Below are 23,900 nucleotides of genomic sequence, written 5' to 3'. Positions count from 1 at the left end.
CTGGAAAACCTTATTCACTTCTGGCAAACTCCAGGCTCGTGACCCCTTACCGGCGTCGGCCAGCTGTGACCGCTGTAGTTGCCGCTTTGCTGATGCTGATTGGCCTCGCTGGGCCGGCTTGGGCCGAGCCATCCCCGCTGCCCACCACTCCACCCGATGAGGGCGCGCCCACGCTCGACAAGCTGCGCTCAAATCTGGAAGCCGCCGCGATCGGCTGGCTCGACGCGGAGGCGGCCCTGACCGCTTCCAAGACCAGGCAGGTGGAGCTGCAAGAACAGCTCACCGTGGCCGAGCTCGACATCGCCCGCGCGCGGGTCAGCGTGGGCAAATGGGCGGGAGAGGCCTACAAGACCGGCCGGATGGGCGTCCTGAGCGCTCTGCTCAACGCCAACAGCCCCGACCAGTTCATCGGGCGCGCGAATGCCTTCGACAAGATCGCTCAGCGTGACCAGGAGCGGCTGGCGCAGCTGGCCGACGCCAAGCGCCGCGCCAACGAAGCGAAGCAGGCGATCGACGAGGAGATTCGCCGCCAGACCGAAGCCACCGCCGAAATGGCGAAACGCAAGACCGCCGCCGAAAACGCCCTGTCCTCGGTCGGCGGGGGGGCCACCAAGGGCTGGCTGGACCCCAACTCCCGCGCTGCCGCACCCGCTCCGCGCGCTGCCGATGGCAGCTGGCCGCCCGAGTGGTGCTCCATCAACGATCCGACCACCAACGGCTGCATCACCCCGCGCACCCTGTGGGCGATGAAGGAAGCGCAGAAGGCGGGCTTCACCAACTATGTGTCCTGCTTCAGAGCGGGCAACAAGTGGGAGCATCCCAAGGGCCGCGCCTGCGACTTCGCCACCGAGCCGGGTGGTTTCGACGGCACCGCCAAGGGTGCGGAGAAGGAATATGGCGCCAATCTGGCCGCCTTCTTCGTGAAGAACGCGATCGCCCTAGGCGTCATGTACGTGGTCTGGTTCTGCAACATCTGGCACGTCGGCGCGGGCTGGCGTCACTACAACACGGCCGGCTCCACCTGCGGCGACAATCCCAGCCCCGACCACACCAACCACGTACACGTATCGATTTACTGAGACGCTTTCCGGGAGAACGCCCACGTCTTGTTGAGCTGATAGTTGATCAGCGGGATCAGCAGCAACATGACCGCCTGAGCCACCAGCACGGGAACGTTGGCGATCTCCACCAGCAGCGGCAGCCCGAAGAATACGAAAAGCAAGCCCCACAGGCTCGCCACGTAGAACTTCACCAAGCTGCTGAACCATGGCCCGTCGGTGCGGAACACCACCACGCGATAAAGCGGATAGGTCAGCACCGCGGTGCACAGGTTGGCTATCACGGCGACCGCGAGGTAGGGCACGTGGCCCGAGCTGACCAGCCACAGCCCGGCGAAGATCCCGTAATAGACCACCGTCGCGGTGGCGCCGACCAACAGGTAACGCACGCGCTGGTCTCTGAGCAGGCCGAGCACCAGGCTCACGGGCCGGCTTTGGGTCGGAGCAACGCGGCTTTCAGTCACCGGGCCACCCTATCTGAGCCGTCCTGGAAGCAGCTAAAGGCTGGTGTAACATCGCAGCTCGAATCGCCCGCACCTGCATCAGCTGTTCTGATGACCCGAGAGATTGGACCAGCGATGGACGAATCTGACATTTTGCTGACCACCTCGGTCGAGGACACCCACTGGTGGTACAGGGAGCGGCGGCACATCATCGCTCGCGAGCTGAAGCGGATAGGCAAGCCCGGCCGCGCGATCGAGCTGGGCGCGGCGGGCGGCGGCAACTCGCTGACCCTGCAGCGCATGGGCTGGGACGTGCTCGCCACCGAGTACCTGCCCACCGGCGTGGAGGTGGCCAAGTCACGCGGCCTGAACGCGATTCAGGCCGACGCGCGCAAGCTGCCGGTGGACTCGCAGGCCTTCGACCTGCTGGTGGCCTTCGACGTGCTGGAGCACATCGAAGAGGACTACCTCGCCGCGGGCGAGATCTTCCGCGTCCTCAAACCGGGTGGGACTGCGCTGATCGCGGTGCCCTGCGACATGGCGTTGTGGTCCGACCATGATGTGGCCAGCGGGCATTACCGCCGCTACACCCGCGAGACGCTGCACGCGTTGATATCCGGTGCCGGGCTCCAGGTGGAAACCCTGTGGAGCTGGAATGTGCTGCTGCGTCCGGTGGTGGCCATGCGCCGCAAGCAAAGCAGCGGCAGCGACGTCACCGATGTGCACCCGCTGGTCAACTTCGGTCTCGAGACGATCGTCAAGCTCGAGCGCTACCTGCCGGTCAAGTCTCGGCGCGGAGTGTCGTTGATGTTGCGGGCACGCCGCCCGAGCTAAGGGCTCACACCCAAATGGTGGTTTGCCGCGTGAACTCACGCAGCAGGTCGTAACCGTCCCACACCCCGGCAAAGGTCAGGGCCGAGCCGAACGGCACGATCCGGTCGATGCCCCGGCCCGCCACCTCCGCGACGAAGGTGTCGAGCTCTTGCGCGGAGAAGCCGAACTGGGTCAGCGTCTGATCCTTGCGCCGCACCAAGGGCACGAGATCGGCCAGCGAGCCGACCGTGGAGTGGCAGATGGTGCCCGCGCCCAGCCAGCGGCGCTGCATGTCCTCGGGGCTCACCAGGTCTACCTCGGCGACCGCGTTGCCGGAGAAGCGCACCCGGCTCGCCACGCCTTCGGCCGCCAGACCGTAGGTGGCAACGTGCTTTTCCACCGCCATCGCGGCGTCGACCTGCCAGCCCCGGCCTGCCACTATCCCGGGCAACAGCGCCATGAACTCTTCCCGGGCCGCGGTTGCGGCATCCGGCTCGCCCACCCAGAACAAGGCCCGCGGCGAAGAGCACGCGGCCTGGTCGAACCAGTAGACGTCGTTGGCGAACCCTTCCACCGCTTGGCGTTTGGCCGTCGGCTCGGCGGCCTGCCAGGCCGGCACCGACAGCGCCGCGAACGAAGACCGGTCGGGGAAGGCAAGGTCGCGGGCGAGCGGTGCCAGCGGGTGGCGGCGGATGTCGATGACCGACCGGTCACCACCCCAGATCACCCGCAGATCGCAAGCCAGGGAAAGGCTCGCGGTGATGGTGTCGTCGCGATCGTAGGTCACCATCCGCTGGGTCTGCGCGATGGCGGGATGGGCATCGGCCAGCGTGGCGTTGAGGGTCTCGATGACCACCTCAGCGGCGCCCGCCGAGCGGTTGGAGATGCGCACGATGTTGCTGTTTCCGGCTAGCGCCGACATCGCCCATGAGTAGACGAAGATGGTGTCCACATTGGCCGGTGGGAAGTGCAGCACCAGACCCCTTGGCACGAAACGGCTTCCGGCGCTTCCGTCGTGAAGCCGCTCCACCGACTTGGCGATTTCCCCGCGACGCAGGAAGAAGCCGAGCGAGCCCAGCTCGGGGAAGCGGCGGGCGATCTCCGGGCGCAGCAGCTGCCGGGAAAACGCGATCAGGAAGTCCCTGACCCGATCATCCCCCACCGTCAGCCTTCCATCGGTCGGCTCGGTCGTCACCGACGCCAACAGCTCGTCGGGGGTGGTGTTCGCCGCTGCGGGAAAACGCGGGGTCAACATCAGGCCGCTCCTGCGCTGAAGGTGTCGCTGCAACCACGGGCCTCGGCCCGGGGAAGCCTGCCCAGAATGGAGAATCGCTTGCCCGGCCAGTGGCCGTCGTCCACTCCGTGAACAACGCCAAGGTCTTCGGTCAGCAAGGAGTGCCCGGGGTAGGACTCCGGCAGCGTGCTGAGCACCTGCACCAGACCGGGCTGGCCAGGCGGCAGCTCGGCCCAGGTCTGCGGGTCGCGGATGATGACATCGGCGAAGTCGGGGCAGTACAGCGAATTGCCGTCAGCGCCTTCGAGGTAGACCACACCGATCTGCTCGACCATGCCGTAGAAGTTGTGAATGCGGGTCAGGCCGGTGTCAGCGGCGAAGGCCCGGCGGAACTCGGCGTTGTCCACCGACCGGTCGATGAGTTTCTTCCAGCCACCCGAATGCACCAGGATGCCGTTGGACAGATCGAGCTTGTGGTCGCGTGCCAGCTCATAGAGGTAAAGCCAGACCATGAAGGTGAAGCCGAAGATCAGGAACGGCTGGTCGCCGTGTTTGGCCAGGAAACCCCGGATCGCTTCCAGATCGGGCTGCTGCTCGGCGTCCAGCGCCCACACATGATCGCGGCCGAAGTTCATCATGCCCAGCACGCCGGCGCCGCGTGCGCTGAAAGACTTGCGGTCCTTGATGATCGCGGTGGTGTCGACCACCAGCATCGGCAGGCGCTGCTTGCCCAGCACCGTCTGGATCGTCTTGGACAGCATCCGGGTCTGCGCGGCGGCCGCCTCCTTGTCCAGGAAGATGCGGCTCACATCGCCGGTGGTGCCCGACGAGGTGAGCACCTTGAACACCTCGTCGTCGGAAATGCTTTTGAGCACTTGGGTTTTGAACAGCCGCACCGGAAGCCAAGGCAGGTCGGCCTCTTCCCGATATTCGCGCCCGGAAACGTGGCCGGTCGCGGAAAGGATCCGCGCGTAGGCCTCGCCATGGTTGCGGTGGTGCTCGGTGAGCCGCACCAGCTCGGGCAGGAGCAGGGACTGCTTTTCGCTCTGGGAAAGGGTGAACACCCCGTCGGCCACGGTCGTTGTCATATCGCCTTCTCCAGCGCGCGGTAGTCCACCTTGCCACTGGCGAGCAGGGGAAGACTGTCGATGTTTCTGACGTCGAAGCCGGACCAGTGCAGGTTGAGCTTTTCGGCAAGCTCGCTGGCCATCTCGCGCCGGACGTCGTCTTCGGCGTCCTCGGCCCAGATGACGATCTTGTCGTCGCCGCTGACCGCCGCCACCGGCCCGCGGTCGCGCAACAGCTTTTCCACGTCGTCAAGGTTGAGCCGAACGCCGAACACCTTGCCGAAACGCTTGAGGCGGCCGCTGATGAACAGATAGCCGTCTTCGTCGAGCCAGCCGAGGTCGCCGGTGACCAGCGCGCCGCCCTGCTCGTCGCCGAGGCTCAGATCGGCGGCGCGCTCGGCGTAGCCCATCATCACGTTGGGGCCACGATAGATGACCTCGCCGGTGATGCCGGGCTGGCTGGTCTCGCTGCCGTCCTCGAGCTTCACCGACAGCCGCCCACCGGGGATGGCGGGACCGACCGAGCCCAGCTTCTCGGGCAGGCGGGCCGAGGGCAGGGTGGTCATTCGCGGGCCGGCTTCGGTCTGGCCGTACATGACGAACATGCGCCCGTCGACGGTCTGCATGCGGGCGTGGAAGTCGGTGACGAGCTCGGTGCGCAGCCTGCCCCCGGCCTGGGTGAGGGTGCGCAGCCGCGGATACTTGGCCGGGTCGAAACGCAAGCGGCGCAACATCTCGTACTGGTACGGGACAGCGGCCAGCGAGGTGGCCTCGTACCGGGCCAGGTCCTCCCAGAACGGCCGTTCCAACAGGCTGTGTGACTGCACCAGAACACCGGCGCCGGCCGTGAGGTGGCTGTTGAGCACCGACATCCCGTAGCTGTAGAACAGCGACAGGTTGGTGGGGGCCAGCTCCTCGGGCGCAATGTGGAGCGCCTCGGCGATGGCTGTCGCGTTGGCGGTGATCGCCTCCCGGGAAAGCCGGACGAACTTCGGGTTGCCGGTCGAGCCGGAGGTGGCCAGCAGCACGCCCAGCGCCGGATGCGGCTCATGCGCCGGCCGCGCGATTCTTTCCCACAGCGGGCCAAGCAAGGCGTCGTCGACGACACGATAGCCAGGCGGCGGCGACCCGATGACTCCGGTTACCAGCGCGGGCTCGAAGCGCTCGACCAGATCGGCGAGGGTGGCGGCGGGCAGGCCCGGATCGATGAGCGCCATCGGACGCAGCGCCTGCCACCCGGCCAGGTACCGCAACACCGACTCGACATCGTTGGGAAAGCGCGCGAAGACCACGCCGGATTGGAGCTGTGCCAAGGCTTCGACCCTCATGGCGATGGCAGCGGTCAGCGCATCGCCGCTCAGGACCGCTCCTGAGCCCGCGTCGACGAGGCGAGCGCTCGGGTGCACGAGCGCCATCAGACGACCAATCCTCCGTCTACGCCAATGATCTGGCCGGTGACGAAACGAGCCGCGTCGGAGAGCAGGAAGGCGGCCACATCGGCGATCTCCTCCGGCTCACCCAGCCGGCCCAAAGCCGTTGCGGCGACCTGCTTTTGGCGACCCTGCTCGTCAAGGGTGGCGAGCATGTCGGTGGCGACGAAGCCGGGAGCGATCGCGTTGACACGGATGCCGGCCGCGCCGAGCTCCTTGGCCGCGCCGCGGGTCAGCCCGGCGACGGCGGCTTTGGAAGCGCCATAGACCGCCTGACCGGCCGCACCATGGGTGCCCATCACCGAGGTGAGCAGGACGATGGCTGGCGATGTGCCGCGGCGCAACAGCTTGACCCCCGACTGCAGGGTGTGGGTGGCCCCGATCGCGTTGACGGCGAACAGGTTGGCCACGGAAGCGTCGCTCATCATGCCGAGCAGACCGGCCTCGTGCACGCCAGCGTTGATCACCAGGGCATCCAGGCGCCGCCACCGGTCGAATATCTGGCGGAACATGCCCTTGATGTCGGCGGGCTCAGCGATGTCGCCGTGCACGGTGAGGACCTCGGTGCCGTGCTGCGTGGTCAGCTGCTTGGCGACGTCGTCGGCAGCGCCTTCGGTGCGCCCGTGCAATACCAGGGTGTAGCCGTCAGCGGCCAGCCGCTGCGCGATGGCGCGGCCTATGCCGCGCGAGGAGCCGGTGACGAAAGCGATGCGTCCTTCACTCGCCAAAGTCAACACCCTGCTTGGTCAGGATCTCGCAGGCCTTGGTGAACGAGCTCATGTCGATGACCTCGTCCGTGTCGATCATGACGCCGAACTCGTCCTCCAGGGTGGCGACGAGGGCCATGTGCGCCAGCGAGTCCCATTTTTCGATGCCACGGTATTCGAGCGAGTCGACGTCGTAGTCACTTGACAGGTCGAGGGCGGTCCGGAAGGACTTACGAAGGCGATCGACGTTGCTCATAAACCAAGATCCTGTTCGACGGGTGTCATCGGCTGAGGTCAGCCTGCTAGGCGGGGCTAGTGTACCGTCGGGCACGATAACGAGCGAGTTTAGGGGTTGGCTGACGATGGCTCTGGTGGAGGCTGGCGAGGCACATGTCGAGTCGATCCGGCAGTGGCGCAACCATCCCCAGGTTCGCGGAACGGCCATCTATACCAAGTACATCCCCGAAGATGTGCACCGCGCGTGGTGGGAGTCGGTAAGCGCCGATCCCGCCCGGCTGGTAATGATTTATGAGCGCGACGCCATTGCGTGCGGCGCGGTCACCTTCAACGACTACGACCCCATCGCCGGCACCGTCGAGTGGGGCTTCTTCCTCGACGTCGACGGCCTGCAGGAGCGCGGCGAGCTGTTGCCCGCGTGGATGGAGCTGGAGAAGGAGGCCGTGGCTTACGGCTTCGATGAGTTGAAGGTCACCAGCATGGGCGGGCGCACCCTGGCCCGCAACAAGCCGGTTTTGGCTCTGCACCGCCGGTTCGGCTTCGTGGAAGTGCCGGAACGGCGCTATATAGCCGAAATCGACGGCGTCAGCGAAGAGGTGCTCTGGACAGAGCTGACCGCCGACCGGCGCCGCTAGCCTTTCAGCTCATAAATCATGATGTCTGCGCTGCTCCACTGCAGCGTGGCATAGCGCGCCAGAACGGCCGACTCGGTGCCGAACCGCCGATCCACCATGACCCACTTCACATCCTGCTCGCGCAGCCAGCTGATGCCCTCCGCGGTCGTCTGCATGATGGCGGCGTCATTGCGAGCGAGCAGATCCGGGTCCCAGAAGTCGCCCGGTGGGCCATATTGGTGTCTTTCCCCGGCGATCCGGGTGGCGGTTGGTGTATAGCCCCAGCTTTCGACCAGGAACCGACGCTCGGTCAAGGCCGACATCCAGTAGGAAAGGCTCCACCCGGGCACCGCCTCGGGCGTCACCCGGTGTGCGTTGGTGGCCACCACATCGTCAGGGTCGCTGTGGTCGCGCAGCCACCGCGCGGCCGTGGCCCGTTCGGGGCTGACCTCGATGTGAAAGGTGGTGCCGGCATTGGCGTACTTCCTCGCGTCCCACATCATCCGCGACAAACCCGCGGTGGCGATGACGCTGAGCGCCGCGACGGCTGCGGCGCCCTTGAGCCAGCCGTGGCGGCGCGAAGCCAGCCAGATGGCCAGGGCGGTAAGCCCGGCCACCGCGAACACCACGACGGCGGCTTGGAACACCGGCAGCATCTGCTTGTATGCCGTTTCGCTGACGTGGATAGGAGCAAAGAGCTTGGGCAGCCCGAATCCCAGCGCCATGGCGACCAGAACCGCGTACACCGAAATGGCGATAACGGTGCGCTGGCTCAATCTGCGCTGTTCCACCAGCGCCACCAGACCGGTGGCGGAAAGGATCGCGCCGAACGGGAAGGCGGTGCACATGAAGAAGTACTGGCTCCACGAGGTGTGCCAGAGCAGCAAAATGGCCGCTGTCCCGCTGGCCAGCCCGCCGAGCAGCATCCACTCCACGTCGGTCCAGGGACGAAACTTGCGCAGCACCAACAGGATCGGAATGCCAATCAGGCGCAGCTGGATGCTGATCAGGTAGCCGATCACCATCAGGCCGGCGATCCCGGCCTGTTTCCACCACGGGCGTTCTGTACTGGAAACAAGATAGTTGCGAAGAATGTCGATCGGGCCAAGCTGCAAGCTCTGGGCCTGGAAGTGGTAGATGGCCACCAACGCGACCAGCTGCGCCCCCACCAAGGCCGCGATAACGAGCCAGGTGGTGCGGGTCAGCCGCCGTCTGACCAGTTGCACCAAGAACACCAGGGCCACGCCACCGAGCACCACTGGCACGATGGTCGACTTCGCCCCGGGGCTGGCCAAGGCAAAGCCTGCCAACAAAACCCAGGCGCCGGCCTTGCCCAGCGGCAGCTGTTTGGCGTTTCCCCCCAGCCGATCGGCAACAGCCATGATCAGCGGCAGCGTCATCGCGGTGCCGTACAGCACCGAGAGGCTCGTCCAGCTGAAGTACACCATCACATCGCCCGGGACGTTGCCGTTGACGCCAATGGTCAACTGGCCCACCGCAAAGGTGAGCCCGGCCGCCACCGCGCCCACCCAGGCCCGGCCGGATACACGCCAGCCCACGACGGCGAGCAGAACCACACACAGCACCGCGATGACCGGCAGCGCCAGCCGGAACATCACGGTCGTCGTGTCCACTCCGCTGATCAGGCTCGCGTTTGCCATATGGGCAAAGGAAAACCAGTGATAGGGAAGCGATTCACCGGCCACCGCCGGCGTGGTGAGCGGAAAGTGATGCTTCGCCTCGCCGACCAGGCTCAGAAAGTAAAGCTCATCGATGAGATAGAGCTGCGATCGGCCGTGCGGGAGGGGCTGATTTGGTTGCAGGAAAACCGCGGTGAGGTACCCAAGGAAATAGATCGTGACCGCAGCGACCGCCCAGGACCACAGTATTGGTACCCGCTGATATCCGCCCGGCCTAAGGTGCCGCCGCAACCCGGGGGTAGCCACGAAGGCCACCACTATCGCGGCCGCTCCCGCCCAGCGCAACCATGACAACTCAGTCATCGAGGCCAAGGCAAACATCGGGATTTCCAGCACCAGCCCGACCGCGGTTCCCACGGCGGCGTCCTCGGCGAAGGTGTGCGGGGTTCCCCTGAGCGCGCGATAGATCAACATGCCCGGCAGAGTCAGGCAGCCAACCACGTATGCCGCATATCGCGCGATGTCCGTCACCGCGGTATCGGTGTAGAGCAGCATGATCAGCAGCGCCGCGACCACCGCCATCGCTGGCAGCCAACGCATCAGCCAGGGTTGCCGCACGGCAGGCATCGGCCCGGCTTCAGGCAGGGTGGGCCGATTGATCAAGCCTTGAGATGTTGCCATGCGCACTTCCGACTCGAGGGGATCACTGTATGTAGCTGCGCTGACCTTACGGATGGTGACGCGGCTTTGAAAACCCCGCCCGCGAGATCCTACTCAAACGCACGGACCAGCCTAAACGCACTAGCCAGGCCAAAGCGCGCGCCGCTTCATGCTGTACCATCACCGCGGACCGCGCGTGGTTACAGTGCCGAAAGGGGGCAGCGATCCAGTTGTCAACATCAACCCTCGAGGCATCCCGATCCCCCTCCCGGTCCGCGCTGGAAATGATTCGCACCGGGCGGCTAAGGGCCATTGTTGAGCCGCTGTTCGCGCAGGCCCCCTCGAAGAAAATCTCATCACGGCTAGTCATGCTGGCCGCACTCTGTGTGCTGATTGGCACAGCGATCAGCTTAGCCAGAACCACCGGCGCCGGCCCCTTCCAGAGCATCTGGGAGGAGGACGCCCGAGACCTGCTGACCGACGCGCTCGCCAGACCCGGCACCAAGAACCTCATCCGGCCCTACGTTGGCTATTTCCAAGTGGGTCCACGAATTCTGGCGCAGATAACCGCGCAGTTCCCGATCTCCTGGGCCGCCGCGGTGATGTCCATCCAGGCCGCCCTGGTCTGTGCCCTGCTGGCTTTGATGGTCTATGTCGCCAGCGGTGCCCAGCTCGCCAACCCCTTGGCACGACTCATGGTGGCCGCGCCGATGCTGTTCGCGCCGACCGCCGAGAACGTCCTGTCCGAGATCTACAACCGCCCCGCGACCATTCAATTCTTCATGGTGTACGCGGTCTTCTGGCTCATGCTATGGGTGCCCAACAGCCGCAGCGGCCGCATCACCCTGCTCGTGGTAGTCGCCCTGTCCGCGGTCAGCACCTTCCTCGTCGTGGTGTTCATCCCGTTGGCGCTCTTACGTTTATACGCGCGACGCGACCGGGTCAGCGCGATGCTGCTCGGCTTCCTGCTCGCGGGTGCGGCCCTGCAGGTAGCCGGGCTCGCCCTGGGCCTGACCAATCGGGCCTTCGCGCTTCCGCGATACGACCCGATCTGGGCCCTGTCCAGCTTTGTCACCTGGGCGTTGCCGCAATCCGTGCTGGGTTACCGAGCCGAACGCCATGCGGAGGGCCTCGCCCAAGTCCTGCTGATCATTGTGCCGTGGCTGATCGTCGCGGCGGCGATAGCGGTGGCATGGCGTCGGCTGACCCGGCCGGCCTGGCTGCTCGCGGCCGTCGCCGGTGGTCACGCGGTCGCGCTGGCCTGTATGACCATCATGGCCAACGGCGGGCTGACACAGCGCTATCTGCTGCCGGTGGAGATGCTGGTGTTCAGCGCGATAGTGGCGCTGTTGCTTCCGTCGGCACGTCTGCCGTTGACCCGCGCTTACGCACCGCTGGCCGCGTTCACGGCGCTGGTACTGGTGGTGAGCGCGTTCAACTATCGGTGGACCGACACCTATCGCGCAGACAGTCCTTATTGGACAGATCAAGTGAAGCTCGGCGTGCAGTCATGTCGCGACTCGGAACGCCGTGAGGTCACCCTACGGTCCGGCCCGAAGCCGTGGTACTCACTGGTGGTTGTTCCCTGCCATCTGCTGAACACGGGCCGCTGGTGCGACAGCCCCTACTGTGTCCAGATTGACGGCATGGCAGCCCTTCCCGTAGATCCCAGCCGGAGTTCCGGGTGAACGCGCCATCGGCCCTGGCTGCAGAGATCGATACCCCGATCGCGCCCACGCCAGGCTCACCTTCCGGGGCAGCCGCAGCGATCAAGCGCTGGTCTCCGGCCGTGGCCGTGCTGGCCTTCGTGATCATAGTTTTGCTCGCCCGGGAAACTCCCCCGGCCGATATCGCGCGCTACGGCCTCTACGCGCTTTGGGCGGTGGTCCTTCCGGGAACCCTGCTCTACCGCGCGCTGCGGGCGGTGCCGCATAGCCTCGTCGACGACCTCGCGATGGGGTCGGCGGTCGGCCTGGTCCTGGAGATCGCGGCGTTCGCCGTCTTCTCCGCGCTTGACCTGCGCTGGTTGCTGTGGTTGTGGCCGGCTCTGGTGGTGGTGCCTTTCCTTGCCGTGCCAAGCCTGCGCAGGCATTGGCGACCGCGGTGGCCCGAGGCGGCCTCGGCCTGGTGGTCGTGGTCGGTGGCCGGGGTGGCCATGTTCCTCGTCGGTTACCTGGCTTTCAGCTATCTGCGCGTCAACCAGCCCGTCCCGGTGGACGGTCCGCAGGCCTACTTCAACGACAGCATGTTCGGCCTGGCCCTGGTGGCCGAGGCGAAACAGCACTTCCCCATGCAGACGTCCTGGGTGTCCGGTGAGCCGCTGCTGTACCACTGGTTCGCCTTCGCCAACATGGCCATGGGCAGCATGATCAGCGGCGTCGACGCGCCCATGGTGATGTTCCGCCTGGCGCTGCCCAGCCTGTGCGTGCTCGCGGTGGTGCTGCTGGCCGTCGCGGGCTGGCGGGCTTCTGGCAAGGCCGCGGTGGGTGCCGTAGCGACCGCGCTGACCTTCGCGATCGGCGAGTTCGCGACCTCCAGCATGGCCGGGTCGCCGCTGGGCGGCGTGACCGCGTTTCAGGTGTGGGTCAGTCAGTCGCTGATCTACGGCGGCATCATGACTTTCCCGCTGATCGCTCTGATCGCCGACAGATTCGGCAAGGGCCCGACCCGCATGGGCAAGGGCGCCTGGGTCTTGCTCGCGCTGTTCGCGTTGGCCGCACCCGGCGGCAAGGCGACCGTGATTCCAGTAGCGCTTGCGGGCGTTGGGCTGGTTTGCCTGGTTCAGTTGCTGCGGCGGCGTTTCGACCCCGCACCCTGGGTCACGGCCGCCATCCTGGTGGGCGGGCAGCTGCTGGCGATGGCGGTGCTCTACCAGTTCACCGGCCAGGGCCTGGCCATCGAGCCGCTGTCATTCCTCGACTACTACCTGGCCGGGTCGGCCCGCAGCGGGTGGAAACAGGCCGCGGTCACCGCGTTCGTCCTTGGCGGGTTTGCGATCTACATGTTCGTCAGGCTGATCGGCATCGCCTTCCTGGTGCGCTATCAGCGCCGATCCTGGGGTGCCGTGGAGTGGTTCCTGACCGGCGGCCTCATCGGTGGCGTGATGGCCACGATCCTGATGTGGCACTCGGGGCTGAGCCAGAACTTCTTTACCCGCACCGCATTCCCGTTCGGCGCGATCCTGTCGGCCATGGGAATCGTCCTCCTTTTTGAGAAGCACCGGATTTCTGTTCGTCACACGGCGGCGATGGTGGGCGCGGCGATCGCTGCCGCCCTCGGCCTGACGTATGTCTTGCGCCACCACGAGCTGGCGTCGAAGGTCGGCCGTTTCCCCGAAATAGTCTCGATCTACGAGCGCTTTGCCGACGTCGCTTTGATCGCCGCCGGTGCGGTGGCACTGCTGTGGCTAGGTCGCCGCCTCCTGCCCGCGACGCGGATAGCCGGTCTGGCATCAGCGTTTGTGGTGACGATGTTTGTGGTCAGCGGCATCACCTCCCTGCCCGTGGACGCCCGGACCTACCCGGATGGCGGCGGCTGGTTCCATCAGACCGTCACCCCTGAGTCCGCTCAAGGGGCCCGGTGGTTGCGCGCGGCGAGCGGGTCCGACGATGTCATCGCCACGAATGTCCACTGCTCACAGCCGCCTCCGGCGGATTGTCTGCCGCTCTCCTTCTGGCTCAGCGCTTTCACCGAGCGAAGGATGCTGGTGGAGGGCTGGGGCTATACGACGAAAGCCAACGCAATCGCGGCCGAGCACCACATCTACGGCGGGGTCAATTTCGCTGTCGATCTCTTGGCCCGCAACGATGCCGCGATTTACACGCCGACCTCCGAGAACGTCGCTTGGCTGCGCGCCAAGGGCGTTCGCTGGATCGTGGTGGACCACAGGTTCGGCCAGGAGTCAGCGGATCTGGGAACGTTCGCTGATCTGCGATGGAACAAGGGTGACCTTCGAATCTATGAGTTGCAGGAAAGAGGGTGACCTCGTAAGTTGTTGACCATGTCTGCCGCCTCCCAGCCCAAGATCCCGTTCAACCGGACTTTCTTAGTCGGTACCGAGGCGGAATATATGCAGCGCGCCATGCAACAAGGCCCGCTCTCTGGCGATGGGCCGTTCACCTCACAGGCGAGCTCGCTGCTGACCAAAATCGTCGGGGCCAGCGCCGCGTTGTTGACCACCTCATGCACCCATGCGCTTGACCTGACGGCAATCCTTCTCGAGCTCGGTCCGGGCGACGAGGTGATCCTGCCCTCGTTCACGTTCTGCTCCACCGCGAATGCCTACGCGCTGCGCGGTGCTGTCCCGGTCTTCGTCGACTGCCGGCCCGACACCCTGAACATCGATGAGCGCCTGATCGAGGCTGCCGTCACCGAGCGCACCAAAGCCATTGTGGTGGTCCACTACGCGGGCGTGGCTTGCGACATGGACGTCATCATGGCGATCGCGGCCCGGCACGGCCTCGCCGTGATCGAGGACAACGCCCACGGGCTGGGTGGCAAATATCGTGGCCGCGCCCTGGGCTCGATCGGCGGCATGGCCACGCAGAGCTTCCACGAGACGAAGAACATTCAGTGCGGCGAAGGCGGCGCGCTGCTGTTCAACGATCCCACCCACCTTGAGCGCGCCGAGATCATTCGGGAAAAGGGCACCAACCGCACCCAGTTCTTCCGGGGCATGGTGGACAAGTACCGCTGGATCGACATCGGGTCCAGCTTCCTGCCCTCAGACCTGTTGGCGGCCTTCCTGACCGCTCAGCTGGAGGCGTTCGACGACATTCAGGCGCGGCGTCACGCGGTCTGGGCCGCCTACGACCAGCGGCTGGCCGACTGGGCCGACGCGCAGTCGATCGTGCGGCCGCACGTCCCGGACTGGTGCGAACACCCGGCCCACCTCTACTACCTCCTGCTGCCCGACCTGCAGAACCGCCAGCAGCTGATGCAGCACCTGTCCGAGCTGGGCATCTACGCGCCGTTCCACTACCAGCCGCTGCACAACGCACCAGCAGGTGTCCAATATGGACGCACGGCGGCGGATGGATGCCCGGTGACCGACGATGTGGCCGACCGCCTCATCCGCCTGCCCCTGTTCGCCGGTCTCGCAGACGAGGACTTGGAGCGCGTGATTAACGGCGTGCTGTCCTACCGGGTGACCCGCTGACGCACTAGCGGCTCGACGTCCGTGGCGTCATCGATCTCGGTGACCATGCGGACGTCGTCGCGCACCACATACGAAGGCCGGCCCATCCCCCGGAAGTGGATCCGGCCCAGGTATTCGCCGAGCACCCCGATCCCGATCATCTGGGCGCCGCAGAAGATGGCGACCATGGTCACCAGCGTGGTGAAGCCGGCGACCGTGGTGGCGCCGTCGAAGTAAAGCCATAGCGCGCGGATCGCCAGCGCGACGCCGACGGCGCCGGTGAGCAGGCCGAAATACGTCACCAACCGCAGCGGCGCGGTCGAATAACCGATCACCAGGTTGATGGCGTGACGCACCAACGACTTGAAGGTGTAGCCAGACCGGCCGTCCCGGCGCTTGTCCATGCGCACCTGGGCCGAGCTGACCCGAGCAGTGCCCCACGACAACGCCACGTCCACCGAGACATACGGGCCTTGGATCTGCTCGAAACCGTCGCGCAGGAAGGTGCGGAAGACCCGCAGCGCGCTGAGCATCTTCGCGTTGCGGGCGCCCGTCGCGCCGGCCAGCCCGGCCTTCACCAGCCGAGAGGCGAAACTGCGGGCGAAACCGTGCTCTTCGTTGGCAGGCACACCATAGACAAGATCTAGATCGTCGGTAAGCGCCCGCAGCAACACGGGAATCTCCTCCGGCGGGTGCTGCAGGTCGTCGTCCATGGTGATCGTGACCGGATACCGCGCCAGCCGAATGCCCGCGAGCAAAGCGTTGTGCTGCCCGTAGTTGCGGGCGAGCTGCACGGCGCGAACGGCGGGCTCATCGGCGGCCAGCTTTCGCGCCACCTCCCACGTGTCGTCGGGGCTGCCGTCGACGACCAGGATCACTTCGTGGGGCACGGCCAGGCCGGTCATCACCTGATTGATACGAGACACGAGCGGTGTCAGTGTCGACGACGATCGATAACAGGGGATGACGATCGAAACAGACACGCGGAAGGTCCTTATCTATCCATGGGAGCGCCCGATTGTAGCACCGGCCCTAGCCGGCAGCGACCTCGTCGTGTGCCCTTTTAGCTGGTGGAACGGGGTCCAGGCTGAGGTCCACACAGAAGGGCGCCTCGCATCCGGGCCGATTGCGGAACAGGTGGCAGGGAACGGTGACCAGCGAGTAATAGGGCGCCGGCCCCGACCTGATGATGACCTCTCGTCGCTCCGTTGCCGCGCAAGAAAGGAAAGCTTTGCGCACCTCTTGGGTCCAAAGTGGACTCTTGTTGCGCCAGGTGTCGTAGTGACGGTAGTTGATCGCACCGAGGACCATCACGAGACAGGCAAGGAGAATCAGCGGCGCCTTCGTCCCCAGCGACGTCACGCCGCTCTTCGGGATCAGCAGCGCCACCAACGCGGTGAAGAGGAGCATCTGCACGGGAAGGAGATACCGCTGGGTAGCCATCCCGTTAGCCATGACGGTGATACACGCGAGTCCCACGCTGTGCGCGCCCGCGACGATGGCGAGCACCCACTTCGGCTGGGTCACCTTGCGCAGCGCGACCAGGACAGGGACGATAACCGCCGCCCAGCCGAGACCGAGCCGGGCGAAGGTGGGCAAGGCCCAGGCCTGATTCCAGCCCAGCATGGAATGCGGCACCGCCCAGATGGCGTAGTTCTCGAGCGCCCACAACGGGTTGTACCGGGGCGAAGCGAAGCTTCGATCGGTCAGGCCGAGCAGCAAACCGGCCATCTGCAGCGCCAGGCCGGCAGTTAGCAGGCCCGCCAGCACCAGGCTGACCCGGTCACGGCGCACCCACAGCCGCACCAATGCCAGTGGTATCAGCGGCACCACCAGAAACGTGCTGAGCGCCGAAACCGCCACGATCGCGACCTGGGTGATGCGTCCGGCGCGACTGGCCGGTACCCAGAGAAGAAGCCAAAAAATCGCATAGACAAGGAAGAATTGGACTGTGGCCGGGCGGTTGTAAATCTCCGCCAGCCAGTTCTCCGCGGTCGCGGAGAACAGCAGCGGCGCCGAGACCAGGAACCGCGCCAGTGGATGGCGGAAATGAGTGCCACTAGCCACATAGACCGCGAACGCCAGCAGCGAGCAGACGAGCGCAGCCTCGATGGACATCACCGCAGCCGCCCAAGAGAGCGGGAACCACGTGGCCACCTGCGCCATCACCCGTGGCAGCACCTGGAAGTATCCGACATAAGGCTTGAAGACGTTGAAGATTGCCGGATTGTTCAGGGCGTCGGTGAGCAGATCGCGAGCGTCCTCCTCCCAGATGGTCTGGAAGGGTCCCGCCCCGGTGGTGCGGCCGAGACTGATCGCGGTGCCCAGCAGCACAACCAATACCACCAACGGGATGTCCCACTTGCCGCGCCGGCGGGCCTCGCCCTGCGGGAACAGCTGGGCCAACGTCTCACGAAGCCCGGACAGGCGCCAGGCCCGGCTGGGCGCGTGTGGCGGGGGTACGGACACGGGTTCGGTCGCCATGGAAGTTGTCAACTCGCCGCTCCGGATGCCAAGGACATTGGTTGGCAATCATCAACCATGAACGTGAATCTGACAAATCCTCGGACATAAGGACGCCGGGCCGGATCATGAAGATCCAGCCCGGCTTGCGGTGGCCCCGGCAGGATTCGAACCTGCGACGCACGGTTTAGGAAACCGACGCTCTATCCCCTGAGCTACGAGGCCAACCGGTAGAGGATACAACCTCACCCCGGCCGGGTTGTCAGCGATTTGGGCGCAGCGTCCACGTGACGGTCATCTCGGCGGTTTGTACGCCTTCAGCGTTCTCCAGTTTGATCAAGACATCGAACTCGGGGCGGGTGCCCGCGTCGAGCTCGGCGATGACTTCCTCGGCCGGGCGGGCAAGGGTGGCGTGGGCGGTCACGGTGCCCAGGGCGAGCTTCTGGTACCCGATACCGGCCCGCACCGCGAGCGGCACACACCGGTCGAGGACAGCGCCGAAAGCGGCCAGGACGATGGCGCCTGACGCGGTCTCGGCCAGGCTGAAGAGCGCGCCCGCGTGCGGGCCGCCGACATGGTTGTGCAGGCGCGGGTCATCGGCGAGCACGGCAACGGCAGAAGTGGGTGTCACCGAGGTGAAGGCGATACCGAGCGTGCGCGCGAAGGGTACGGCATCCAAAAGTGGTGTCATGGCCAGAGGTTACTCGCCAGTAATATCTAGCGCCACCCCACATCGATGCGATCGCCGCGGTCATCGAAGAAGTGCAGCGCGTCCATGCGTACCGAGACCGCCAGCGGATGACCCGACCCCACCTGCGGGTAGGGGGCAAGACGCACGGCCAGCTCGGCGGCGCGGCGGTGGTGGCGGCCCGGGTCGGAAAGCACGCTCTCGCGCTGCTGCGAAGGCCGCTCGGCCACGGCGGTGTTGGCCGCGTTGGCTGTGCGCCCCTTGAGCCGGTTGACCACGCTGCCGAACCGGCGCAGCCGGTTGGGCTCGGCATTGTCCTCGGTCGAGCCTCGGCCGACCTCGTCGACCACGACCGCGTTGGCGCCGATGTCGACGAAGGCCAGCGACTCGTGGCCGTGGTGCTCCAGGTATCGAATGCGCCCGTGCAGCACATCGCCGGGGTGGTCCGGCCCGACCGGGGTCAGCGCCTCGGCGCGCACGCCGATGACGATGCGCTCGCCGTGGAAGTGGGAGACAGCCCGCGCCCGGATGTCGTTCCATTGCAGGTACAGCGACTGGTCGCCCAGGTTCAGCTGCACGTAGCGGTCAAGGTGGACATAGACCGATGCTTCGAGCAGGTTCATCCGCGGGCTGCCCAGGAACGCCGCCACGTAGAGGGTCGCCGGTTTTCCGTAGACCTGAGTCGGCGTCCCCACGTCCTGCAGCACGCCCTTGCGCATGATGGCCACCCGGTCGGCCATGGTGAGCGCCTCAGCCTGATCGTGGGTGACGTAGATGGTCGACACGCCAAGCTCCCGGACGAGCCCGGAGATCTCGGCACGCAACTCGGCGCGCAGCCCACTGTCCAAGTTGGATAGAGGCTCGTCCATGAGGAACAGGCCGGGGCGGCGCACGATGGCACGGCCCATCGCGACGCGCTGGCGCTGACCACCCGAAAGCTGACTAGGTCTACGGCCGAGCACATCGCCGATGCCAAGCGCGCTGGCCACATCGGCCACCCGCTCCTGGCGCGGCGTCGGCTCCACCCCCGACAGCCGCAACGGGAACCCGATATTCTCACCAACCGTCATATGGGGGTAAAGCGCAAAGTCTTGAAAGACCATGGCGATGCCACGATCGCGTGGAGGCAACTCGTTGGCGAGCCTCCCATCAAGGATCACCGCACCGTTGGTCGGGTCCTCAAGACCGGCGACCATGCGCAACACCGTGGATTTCCCGCACCCGGAAGGTCCTAGCAAGACCATGAACTCACCATCAGCCACATCCAGGCTGACGTTGTCGACCGCGACCGTCCCGTCGGGGAAAACCTTGGTGACGTCCTTGAGCGATACCGTAGTCACTGTCCAACCTTGAACAGTGATACGTAAACCTGCCAATCGGGTGAACGTGCCATGTTGAACGAGTAGCCGGGGTGTTACGCAGTGAGAAGGTTCGCTCGCGCGAGATCCGGCAGAAAGTCCACCTCGACACAACCGAACGGTGAGATATCGAGGGCCGAAAACCGTAGCCCAGATTCGGCGATAGCTGTTTCAATGCCGCGCTCGAAATAATCGTCGTCCGCGCACTGCTCCAGATGTTGGACTAGAACAGCCCGGTCGGCCATACACACATAGTTGATTCCAACGGCTTCCCCGCGAGCGAGTCCGGGCTCAACCTGTTTGGAGAGGTCCTTGATGAAGCCGTCGCCGTCGACGGTGTACTTGACCTCCTCGTCTCCGACATGGTCGGTGTTGACGGCGACAAAGGATCCGTCGAGGCGCAACGCCGCCAGCAGTCCATGGGTGAACACCACGTCCCCGTTGAGCCAGAGCACTCCGCCCTCAGGCGCCAGCCGCAGTGCCCGCAACAGGCTCTTGGAGGTGTTGGTCTGATCGAAGATCTCGTTATACACAAAGGACGCCTCCGATCCGGCGGCCTCCAGGATCATCTCCAGTTTGAAGCCGACCACTACGGTGGTACGCAAGTCAGATCCAAAGGCCGCGGTCAGCTGATCCAGCTGCCGGCGCAGGATGGTGCGACCGTCAGCCAGACGCGTAAGCGGTTTGGGGTGGGGCCGGCCCAGCCTGGTACCCAGACCGGCCGCGAGGATCACCGCGTTCACCATGGCTTCTCCCCGAGGAAGATCCGGCGTACCACGCGTTCGGCGGCTTTGCCGTCATCGAACTGGCAGAAGCGCTCCCGGAAGGCCCGGCGGCGCTCGTCGTAGGCCCACACCTCACCGGAGTCGAAGCCGCGCTGCAGCTCCTCCTCGGTCGTGGTGACCAGACCCGGCGGTTCCTTCAGCAGATCGAAGTAGACACCGCGGGTCCGCACATAGTGTTCCCAGTCGGGGGCGTAGATGACGATCGGCCGGTCCAGCAACGCGAAGTCGAACATGACCGAGGAATAGTCGGTGATGAGCACGTCCGCAGAGAGCATCAGCGCGGTGATCGACGGCTGCGGGATCTTCTCGTCGAAGTAGTGGTGCTTCACGACCACGTTGACGCCGTGGATGACCGGCGGCCGCAGCCCGCGCCGGAACGTTGGCGCGTAAAGAACTATGCCCTGCCCGGAGGTGGGAGCGTTGACAAGCACGTCGTTTCGCGGCGCGCCATATTCGAGAGTTTCGAACCGGCACGGGTAGGCCCGCTCCCAGGTCTCGGTCGAGTACTTGTTCGACGAGAGGTTGAAATCCCAACGGTCGCAACGCTTCAGCAGCTTCTCCACGTTGATGCCCGGCTCGTCCACGCCCATGTGCTTCAGCGGCGTGCCATGGTGGGTCTGCAGATGGATGGTGCCGGGGCGCTTGACTATCTCGCCCTCCAGGCCGTCGTTGTAGATGAACCATTTTGCTCTGGCCATAACCCGGTAGTAGGCGAAGCTGCCCCTGACCACGTGCTCCACGCCCGCGGGCATTCGGGCCACCTGATCTGGCCGCACCACCCAGACCGACCTCACCCCGGGCACGAGCTCCTGCGCCTTGGCGTGAATGGCGGCCGGGTTGCACTCGTAGGCGCGGCCCCAGTAACTGCTATACACGGCAAGGTTTTCCAGCGGGAGCCGGCGCTGCCAGCGGTAGTAGAGCAGACCTGGCAACCGCCGCAGCTTGCGCCGCAGAGCCCCGGTGCGGGGGCGTGCTTTGACGACTTTTTTGATTTGTGGGTACCAGCGCCAGCCACCCGCGAACAGAAACCTTTGCTTCCAACGGGTTGTCCGCACCCCGTGCTGGAGCTTGAACTCGGCCAGCCGGCGGAAGAAGACCCGCCGGGCCGATCCCGGCAACCGGCCCTTGGCGTTGAGCACCAGCACGCCGTGGTCGACCGCGAAGGGCCGCAGATAGTCCTTGACCGTTCCCTCTTCGAGACGGGACAGGGCGAGCTCGTACTGGTCGAACAGCTCGATGTGGCGAGCGCTGCACGTGCCCAGAATGCTGCCCCTGCGCCTCTGCCGGTAGTAGACGCAGATCTGGTCCAGCACGGCGATGGAGTTCGCCTTGGCCAGCACGGGGTAGGTGAAGGGGACGTCCTCGTACCAGCCGGGCGGGAATGGAATCCGGGCCTGCCGCAGAAAGTCGGTGCGCACCAGCTTGTTCCAGGCCACGCCGTAGTTCTCCAGCAGCTTGGGATAGTCCTCGATGCGGAAGGGGGCAGCCGGCGCGTCGGTGAACAGGTGACTCTTGCGGTTGCGTTTGGTACTGCCATCGAGGTGGGCGCGCGCGTAGTCGACCATCAGCACATCGGGGCGGGTCGCCGCGAGCCGCTGCGCGATCGCGCTCAGCGCGCCCTGGGCAAGCCAGTCATCACTGTCGACGAACCAGGTGTAGTCACCGCGCGCGAGTTCGAAGCCTGCGTTGCGGGCCAGGCCGAGCCCGACGTTGGCTTCCAGGTGAAGCGGCCGGACACGACGGTCGGCGGCAGCGTATTCGTCGATGATCTCGCCGCAGTGGTCGGGCGAAGAGTCGTCCACCGCGATGAGCTCAAAGTCGGTGAAGCCTTGCGCCAAAATCGAATCAAGGCAGGGTCGCAAGTAGGGCTCGACCCCATAGATCGGCACGACAATGCTGATCAGTGGCACTTTCTGAGGCTAGCTCACATTAGCCTCCTTGACTGACAGTTGCCCATCAATCACGATTCACGCGTGCGAGCCGAAGACTGGGGCCAAGATGGCGTGGACACCGACGTGCCCAACGCCGCCCGAATGTACGACTATTACCTGGGCGGGCTGCACAACTTCCCCGCCGACCGGGAGATGGCCCAGCGCGTCCTGGGAGCCTATCCACTGCTCCCCACGATCCTCCAGCAGAACAGGGCGTTCCTGAGGCGTGCGGTGCGCTACATGGTGCGCCAAGGCATCCGCCAATTCATCGACCTCGGGTCGGGCCTGCCCACCGTGGGCAACGTCCACGAGATCGCCCAATCCGAAGCGGCCGACTCACGAGTGGTCTACGTCGACGTCGACCCGACCGCTGTGCTGCACAGCCGCCTGATGCTCGTCGGCAACCCGGCCGCCACGGTGATCCAGCTCGACGTACGCCAACCCGACCAGGTGCTCGACCATCGCGACCTGCGCTGGCAGATCGACCTGGACAAGCCGGTCGGCCTGCTGTGCATGATGTTGCTGCATTTCATAGGCGGGCAGGACGACGCGTCCGCGATGATGAAGGGATACCGCGACCGGCTGGCGCCGGGCAGTTACCTTGGCCTGTCCCACGCCAGCGGTGACCTGGCGCCCGAGGCCGCGGAAAGGGTCACCGCCCTTTACGCGCGCACCGGCTCTCCGATGTACTTCCGGCCGCACGCCGAGGTCAACGCCTTCTTCGGCGACTTCGACGTGACCGACCCCGGTCTCGTGCTGGCCAACGACTGGCACCCTGAGCTCGCCGACTCACCCCTGTCCAACGGCGACATCTCCGGCTATGTGGGCGTGGCCCGCAAGCCCTAATCCCGTGTCAGCAGACGCAGCTGGATGCCCTGAAACGCCCGCGCATCCAGCTGGGTGAACCCGGCCGCGACCGGCGCGCCGGAGGCTTTGGTCACGAGCCAGACCCGGCCGGTGCATGCCGCCAGCTCTTTGCACACCGCCAGCGTCGGCCCGGCCCGCATCTCATAGGCGAATCCGAACTGTTCCCGCTTATCTGGGTACCCGGCAAAGTAAACCGAATCCCCGGCGCTCATGTGCGCGGAGACATACCCGGCAGCCCCCCGATAGTCCTGGTCCCCGGCCAACGGCGACCTGCGCACCGCCACCTGGTCGCGAGCCCCCAACACCAGCACGGCCACACACAGCGCCACCGCCACCACCGCCTGCCGCCGCACACTGAGCGCCCGCACCGCCGCGTATGCGCCCAGCGCCGCAAGCACAACCCACGCCGGAAGCGTGAAAAGCAGGTACCGGTAGTAGAAAAATTGCGGCGCCACCACGAAAACCACCAGCGGCGGCGCGACCGCCCACACCACCAGCAGAGCCCACACCCGATCCACCCGGCCGGCCGCCAGCACCCCCAGCACCGCCAGCGCACCCAACACCCCAGCCACCGCAGCGGATCGCGCCAAACTCACCGGCAGCGCACCAAGGCTGCCCCAGCCCGCATCAATCCAGCCGACCTGCCCGCTCTGGCGCAATCCCAGCAACCCCAACGGCACCACCAACACCACCCCCACCCCCACCGCCACCCCCCACCGCCACCAATCCCCCCGCACCCCCACACCGCCCACCCCCACCGCCCCCACA

The 23,900-nt window shown here is 65.7% G+C and carries 20 protein-coding genes, 1 tRNA gene and 1 pseudogene; 7 read left to right on the top strand and 15 right to left on the bottom strand.

Annotated features, from left to right (window positions below; translation table 11 throughout):
• The first annotated feature begins 65 nt into the window (after positions 1 to 65).
• Positions 66 to 1,079 (top strand): coiled-coil domain-containing protein, encoded by a 1,014-nt coding sequence (locus Rhe02_RS42550; RefSeq protein WP_239124411.1) that lies wholly within the window; start codon positions 66 to 68, stop codon positions 1,077 to 1,079.
• Here the strand turns inward: Rhe02_RS42550 and Rhe02_RS42545 are convergent.
• A complete protein-coding gene (locus Rhe02_RS42545; protein WP_203914210.1) occupies positions 1,073 to 1,522 on the bottom strand; it encodes a GtrA family protein in 450 nt (149 codons plus the stop codon). The genes Rhe02_RS42550 and Rhe02_RS42545 overlap by 7 nt on opposite strands.
• A 114-nt stretch (positions 1,523 to 1,636) precedes the next feature.
• On the opposite strand from Rhe02_RS42545, the gene Rhe02_RS42540 reads away from it, so the two are divergent.
• Complete coding sequence (locus Rhe02_RS42540) at positions 1,637 to 2,335, top strand: class I SAM-dependent methyltransferase (protein ID WP_203914209.1); 699 nt, start codon at positions 1,637 to 1,639, stop codon at positions 2,333 to 2,335.
• Positions 2,336 to 2,339: 4 nt separating this feature from the next.
• On the opposite strand, the gene Rhe02_RS42535 is transcribed toward Rhe02_RS42540, so the two are convergent.
• The 5 genes from Rhe02_RS42535 to Rhe02_RS42515 are packed head-to-tail and all read right to left on the bottom strand — an operon-like array spanning position 2,340 to position 7,008.
• Complete coding sequence (locus Rhe02_RS42535; RefSeq protein ID WP_239124415.1) at positions 2,340 to 3,572, bottom strand: acyl-CoA reductase; 1,233 nt, start codon at positions 3,570 to 3,572, stop codon at positions 2,340 to 2,342.
• The gene (locus tag Rhe02_RS42530) at positions 3,569 to 4,624 is read right to left on the bottom strand and encodes a LuxE/PaaK family acyltransferase (protein WP_239124414.1); all 1,056 of its coding nucleotides are present in this window, start codon (positions 4,622 to 4,624) and stop codon (positions 3,569 to 3,571) included. The genes Rhe02_RS42535 and Rhe02_RS42530 overlap by 4 nt, the downstream gene beginning before the upstream one ends.
• A gap of 8 nt (positions 4,625 to 4,632) precedes the next feature.
• A complete protein-coding gene (locus tag Rhe02_RS42525) occupies positions 4,633 to 6,033 on the bottom strand; it encodes an AMP-binding protein (RefSeq protein WP_203914221.1) in 1,401 nt (466 codons plus the stop codon).
• Positions 6,030 to 6,773 carry an SDR family NAD(P)-dependent oxidoreductase gene (locus tag Rhe02_RS42520; protein ID WP_239124410.1) on the bottom strand — a complete coding sequence of 248 codons (744 nt, stop codon included), beginning with the start codon at positions 6,771 to 6,773 and terminating at the stop codon, positions 6,030 to 6,032. Before Rhe02_RS42520 ends, Rhe02_RS42525 begins: the two co-directional genes overlap by 4 nt.
• Positions 6,763 to 7,008 (bottom strand): acyl carrier protein, encoded by a 246-nt coding sequence (locus tag Rhe02_RS42515; RefSeq protein WP_203914205.1) that lies wholly within the window; start codon positions 7,006 to 7,008, stop codon positions 6,763 to 6,765. The genes Rhe02_RS42520 and Rhe02_RS42515 overlap by 11 nt, the downstream gene beginning before the upstream one ends.
• 106 nt (positions 7,009 to 7,114) lie before the next feature.
• Between Rhe02_RS42515 and Rhe02_RS42510 the strand changes: the two genes are divergently transcribed.
• Positions 7,115 to 7,624, top strand: coding sequence for a GNAT family N-acetyltransferase (locus tag Rhe02_RS42510; RefSeq protein WP_203914204.1), 510 nt, complete (start codon positions 7,115 to 7,117; stop codon positions 7,622 to 7,624).
• On the opposite strand, the gene Rhe02_RS42505 is transcribed toward Rhe02_RS42510, so the two are convergent.
• Positions 7,621 to 9,843, bottom strand: a complete 2,223-nt coding sequence (locus tag Rhe02_RS42505; protein ID WP_203914203.1) for a hypothetical protein — start codon at positions 9,841 to 9,843, stop codon at positions 7,621 to 7,623. The genes Rhe02_RS42510 and Rhe02_RS42505 overlap by 4 nt on opposite strands.
• 428 nt (positions 9,844 to 10,271) lie before the next feature.
• Here Rhe02_RS42505 and Rhe02_RS42500 point away from each other — a divergent pair, with 428 nt between their 5' ends.
• From Rhe02_RS42500 to rffA, 3 genes are read left to right on the top strand one after another with little or no spacing between them, the layout of a single operon-like run.
• Positions 10,272 to 11,591 carry a hypothetical protein gene (locus tag Rhe02_RS42500; protein ID WP_203914202.1) on the top strand — a complete coding sequence of 440 codons (1,320 nt, stop codon included), beginning with the start codon at positions 10,272 to 10,274 and terminating at the stop codon, positions 11,589 to 11,591.
• Positions 11,588 to 13,885, top strand: coding sequence for a hypothetical protein (locus Rhe02_RS42495; protein WP_203914201.1), 2,298 nt, complete (start codon positions 11,588 to 11,590; stop codon positions 13,883 to 13,885). Before Rhe02_RS42500 ends, Rhe02_RS42495 begins: the two co-directional genes overlap by 4 nt.
• 18 nt (positions 13,886 to 13,903) lie before the next feature.
• Entirely contained in the window at positions 13,904 to 15,061 is a 1,158-nt protein-coding gene (gene rffA / locus Rhe02_RS42490; RefSeq protein WP_203914200.1) for a dTDP-4-amino-4,6-dideoxygalactose transaminase, read from the top strand.
• On the opposite strand, the gene Rhe02_RS42485 is transcribed toward rffA, so the two are convergent.
• The 7 genes from Rhe02_RS42485 to Rhe02_RS42455 all read right to left on the bottom strand — a co-directional run bounded on the left by Rhe02_RS42485 (position 15,043) and on the right by Rhe02_RS42455 (position 22,244).
• The gene (locus Rhe02_RS42485) at positions 15,043 to 16,023 is read right to left on the bottom strand and encodes a glycosyltransferase family 2 protein (protein ID WP_203914199.1); all 981 of its coding nucleotides are present in this window, start codon (positions 16,021 to 16,023) and stop codon (positions 15,043 to 15,045) included. The genes rffA and Rhe02_RS42485 overlap by 19 nt on opposite strands.
• A gap of 49 nt (positions 16,024 to 16,072) precedes the next feature.
• Positions 16,073 to 17,524 carry a hypothetical protein gene (locus Rhe02_RS42480; protein WP_203914198.1) on the bottom strand — a complete coding sequence of 484 codons (1,452 nt, stop codon included), beginning with the start codon at positions 17,522 to 17,524 and terminating at the stop codon, positions 16,073 to 16,075.
• Positions 17,525 to 17,655: 131 nt separating this feature from the next.
• Positions 17,656 to 17,728: transfer RNA gene (locus tag Rhe02_RS42475), tRNA-Arg, on the bottom strand.
• Between the two features lie 37 nt (positions 17,729 to 17,765).
• Complete coding sequence (locus Rhe02_RS42470; RefSeq protein ID WP_203914197.1) at positions 17,766 to 18,194, bottom strand: DUF4442 domain-containing protein; 429 nt, start codon at positions 18,192 to 18,194, stop codon at positions 17,766 to 17,768.
• Positions 18,195 to 18,220: 26 nt separating this feature from the next.
• Positions 18,221 to 19,531, bottom strand: a complete 1,311-nt coding sequence (locus Rhe02_RS42465) for an ABC transporter ATP-binding protein (RefSeq protein WP_203914196.1) — start codon at positions 19,529 to 19,531, stop codon at positions 18,221 to 18,223.
• A 74-nt stretch (positions 19,532 to 19,605) separates the two neighbouring features.
• Complete coding sequence (locus tag Rhe02_RS42460; protein ID WP_203914195.1) at positions 19,606 to 20,295, bottom strand: phosphocholine cytidylyltransferase family protein; 690 nt, start codon at positions 20,293 to 20,295, stop codon at positions 19,606 to 19,608.
• Complete coding sequence (locus tag Rhe02_RS42455) at positions 20,289 to 22,244, bottom strand: bifunctional glycosyltransferase/CDP-glycerol:glycerophosphate glycerophosphotransferase (RefSeq protein ID WP_203914194.1); 1,956 nt, start codon at positions 22,242 to 22,244, stop codon at positions 20,289 to 20,291. The genes Rhe02_RS42460 and Rhe02_RS42455 overlap by 7 nt, the downstream gene beginning before the upstream one ends.
• Before the next feature lie 63 nt (positions 22,245 to 22,307).
• Between Rhe02_RS42455 and Rhe02_RS42450 the strand changes: the two genes are divergently transcribed.
• On the top strand, positions 22,308 to 23,111 hold the full coding sequence (locus Rhe02_RS42450) for an SAM-dependent methyltransferase (RefSeq protein ID WP_239124409.1): 804 nt from the start codon (positions 22,308 to 22,310) through the stop codon (positions 23,109 to 23,111).
• Here the strand turns inward: Rhe02_RS42450 and Rhe02_RS50690 are convergent.
• Positions 23,108 to 23,900: pseudogene (locus Rhe02_RS50690) on the bottom strand (hypothetical protein); the annotation flags it as partial. The gene Rhe02_RS42450 and the pseudogene Rhe02_RS50690 sit on opposite strands and share 4 nt — an antisense overlap.

This window comes from Rhizocola hellebori, assembly GCF_016862955.1.
GTDB classification, from domain to species: Bacteria; Actinomycetota; Actinomycetes; order Mycobacteriales; family Micromonosporaceae; genus Rhizocola; species Rhizocola hellebori.
This window is presented reverse-complemented; position numbering and strand designations above follow the sequence as displayed.

Bases quoted from the DNA above. Each gene is read 5' to 3' on its own strand.
- Rhe02_RS42540 (WP_203914209.1), top strand. From the start codon at position 1,637: ATGGACGAATCTGACATTTTGCTGACCACCTCGGTCGAGGACACCCAC.
- Rhe02_RS42515 (WP_203914205.1), bottom strand. From the start codon at position 7,008: ATGAGCAACGTCGATCGCCTTCGTAAGTCCTTCCGGACCGCCCTCGAC.
- Rhe02_RS42510 (WP_203914204.1), top strand. From the start codon at position 7,115: ATGGCTCTGGTGGAGGCTGGCGAGGCACATGTCGAGTCGATCCGGCAG.
- Rhe02_RS42505 (WP_203914203.1), bottom strand. From the start codon at position 9,843: ATGCGTTGGCTGCCAGCGATGGCGGTGGTCGCGGCGCTGCTGATCATG.
- Rhe02_RS42500 (WP_203914202.1), top strand. From the start codon at position 10,272: ATGCTGGCCGCACTCTGTGTGCTGATTGGCACAGCGATCAGCTTAGCC.
- rffA (WP_203914200.1), top strand. From the start codon at position 13,904: ATGTCTGCCGCCTCCCAGCCCAAGATCCCGTTCAACCGGACTTTCTTA.
- Rhe02_RS42480 (WP_203914198.1), bottom strand. From the start codon at position 17,524: ATGGCGACCGAACCCGTGTCCGTACCCCCGCCACACGCGCCCAGCCGG.
- Rhe02_RS42470 (WP_203914197.1), bottom strand. From the start codon at position 18,194: ATGACACCACTTTTGGATGCCGTACCCTTCGCGCGCACGCTCGGTATC.
- Rhe02_RS42460 (WP_203914195.1), bottom strand. From the start codon at position 20,295: ATGGTGAACGCGGTGATCCTCGCGGCCGGTCTGGGTACCAGGCTGGGC.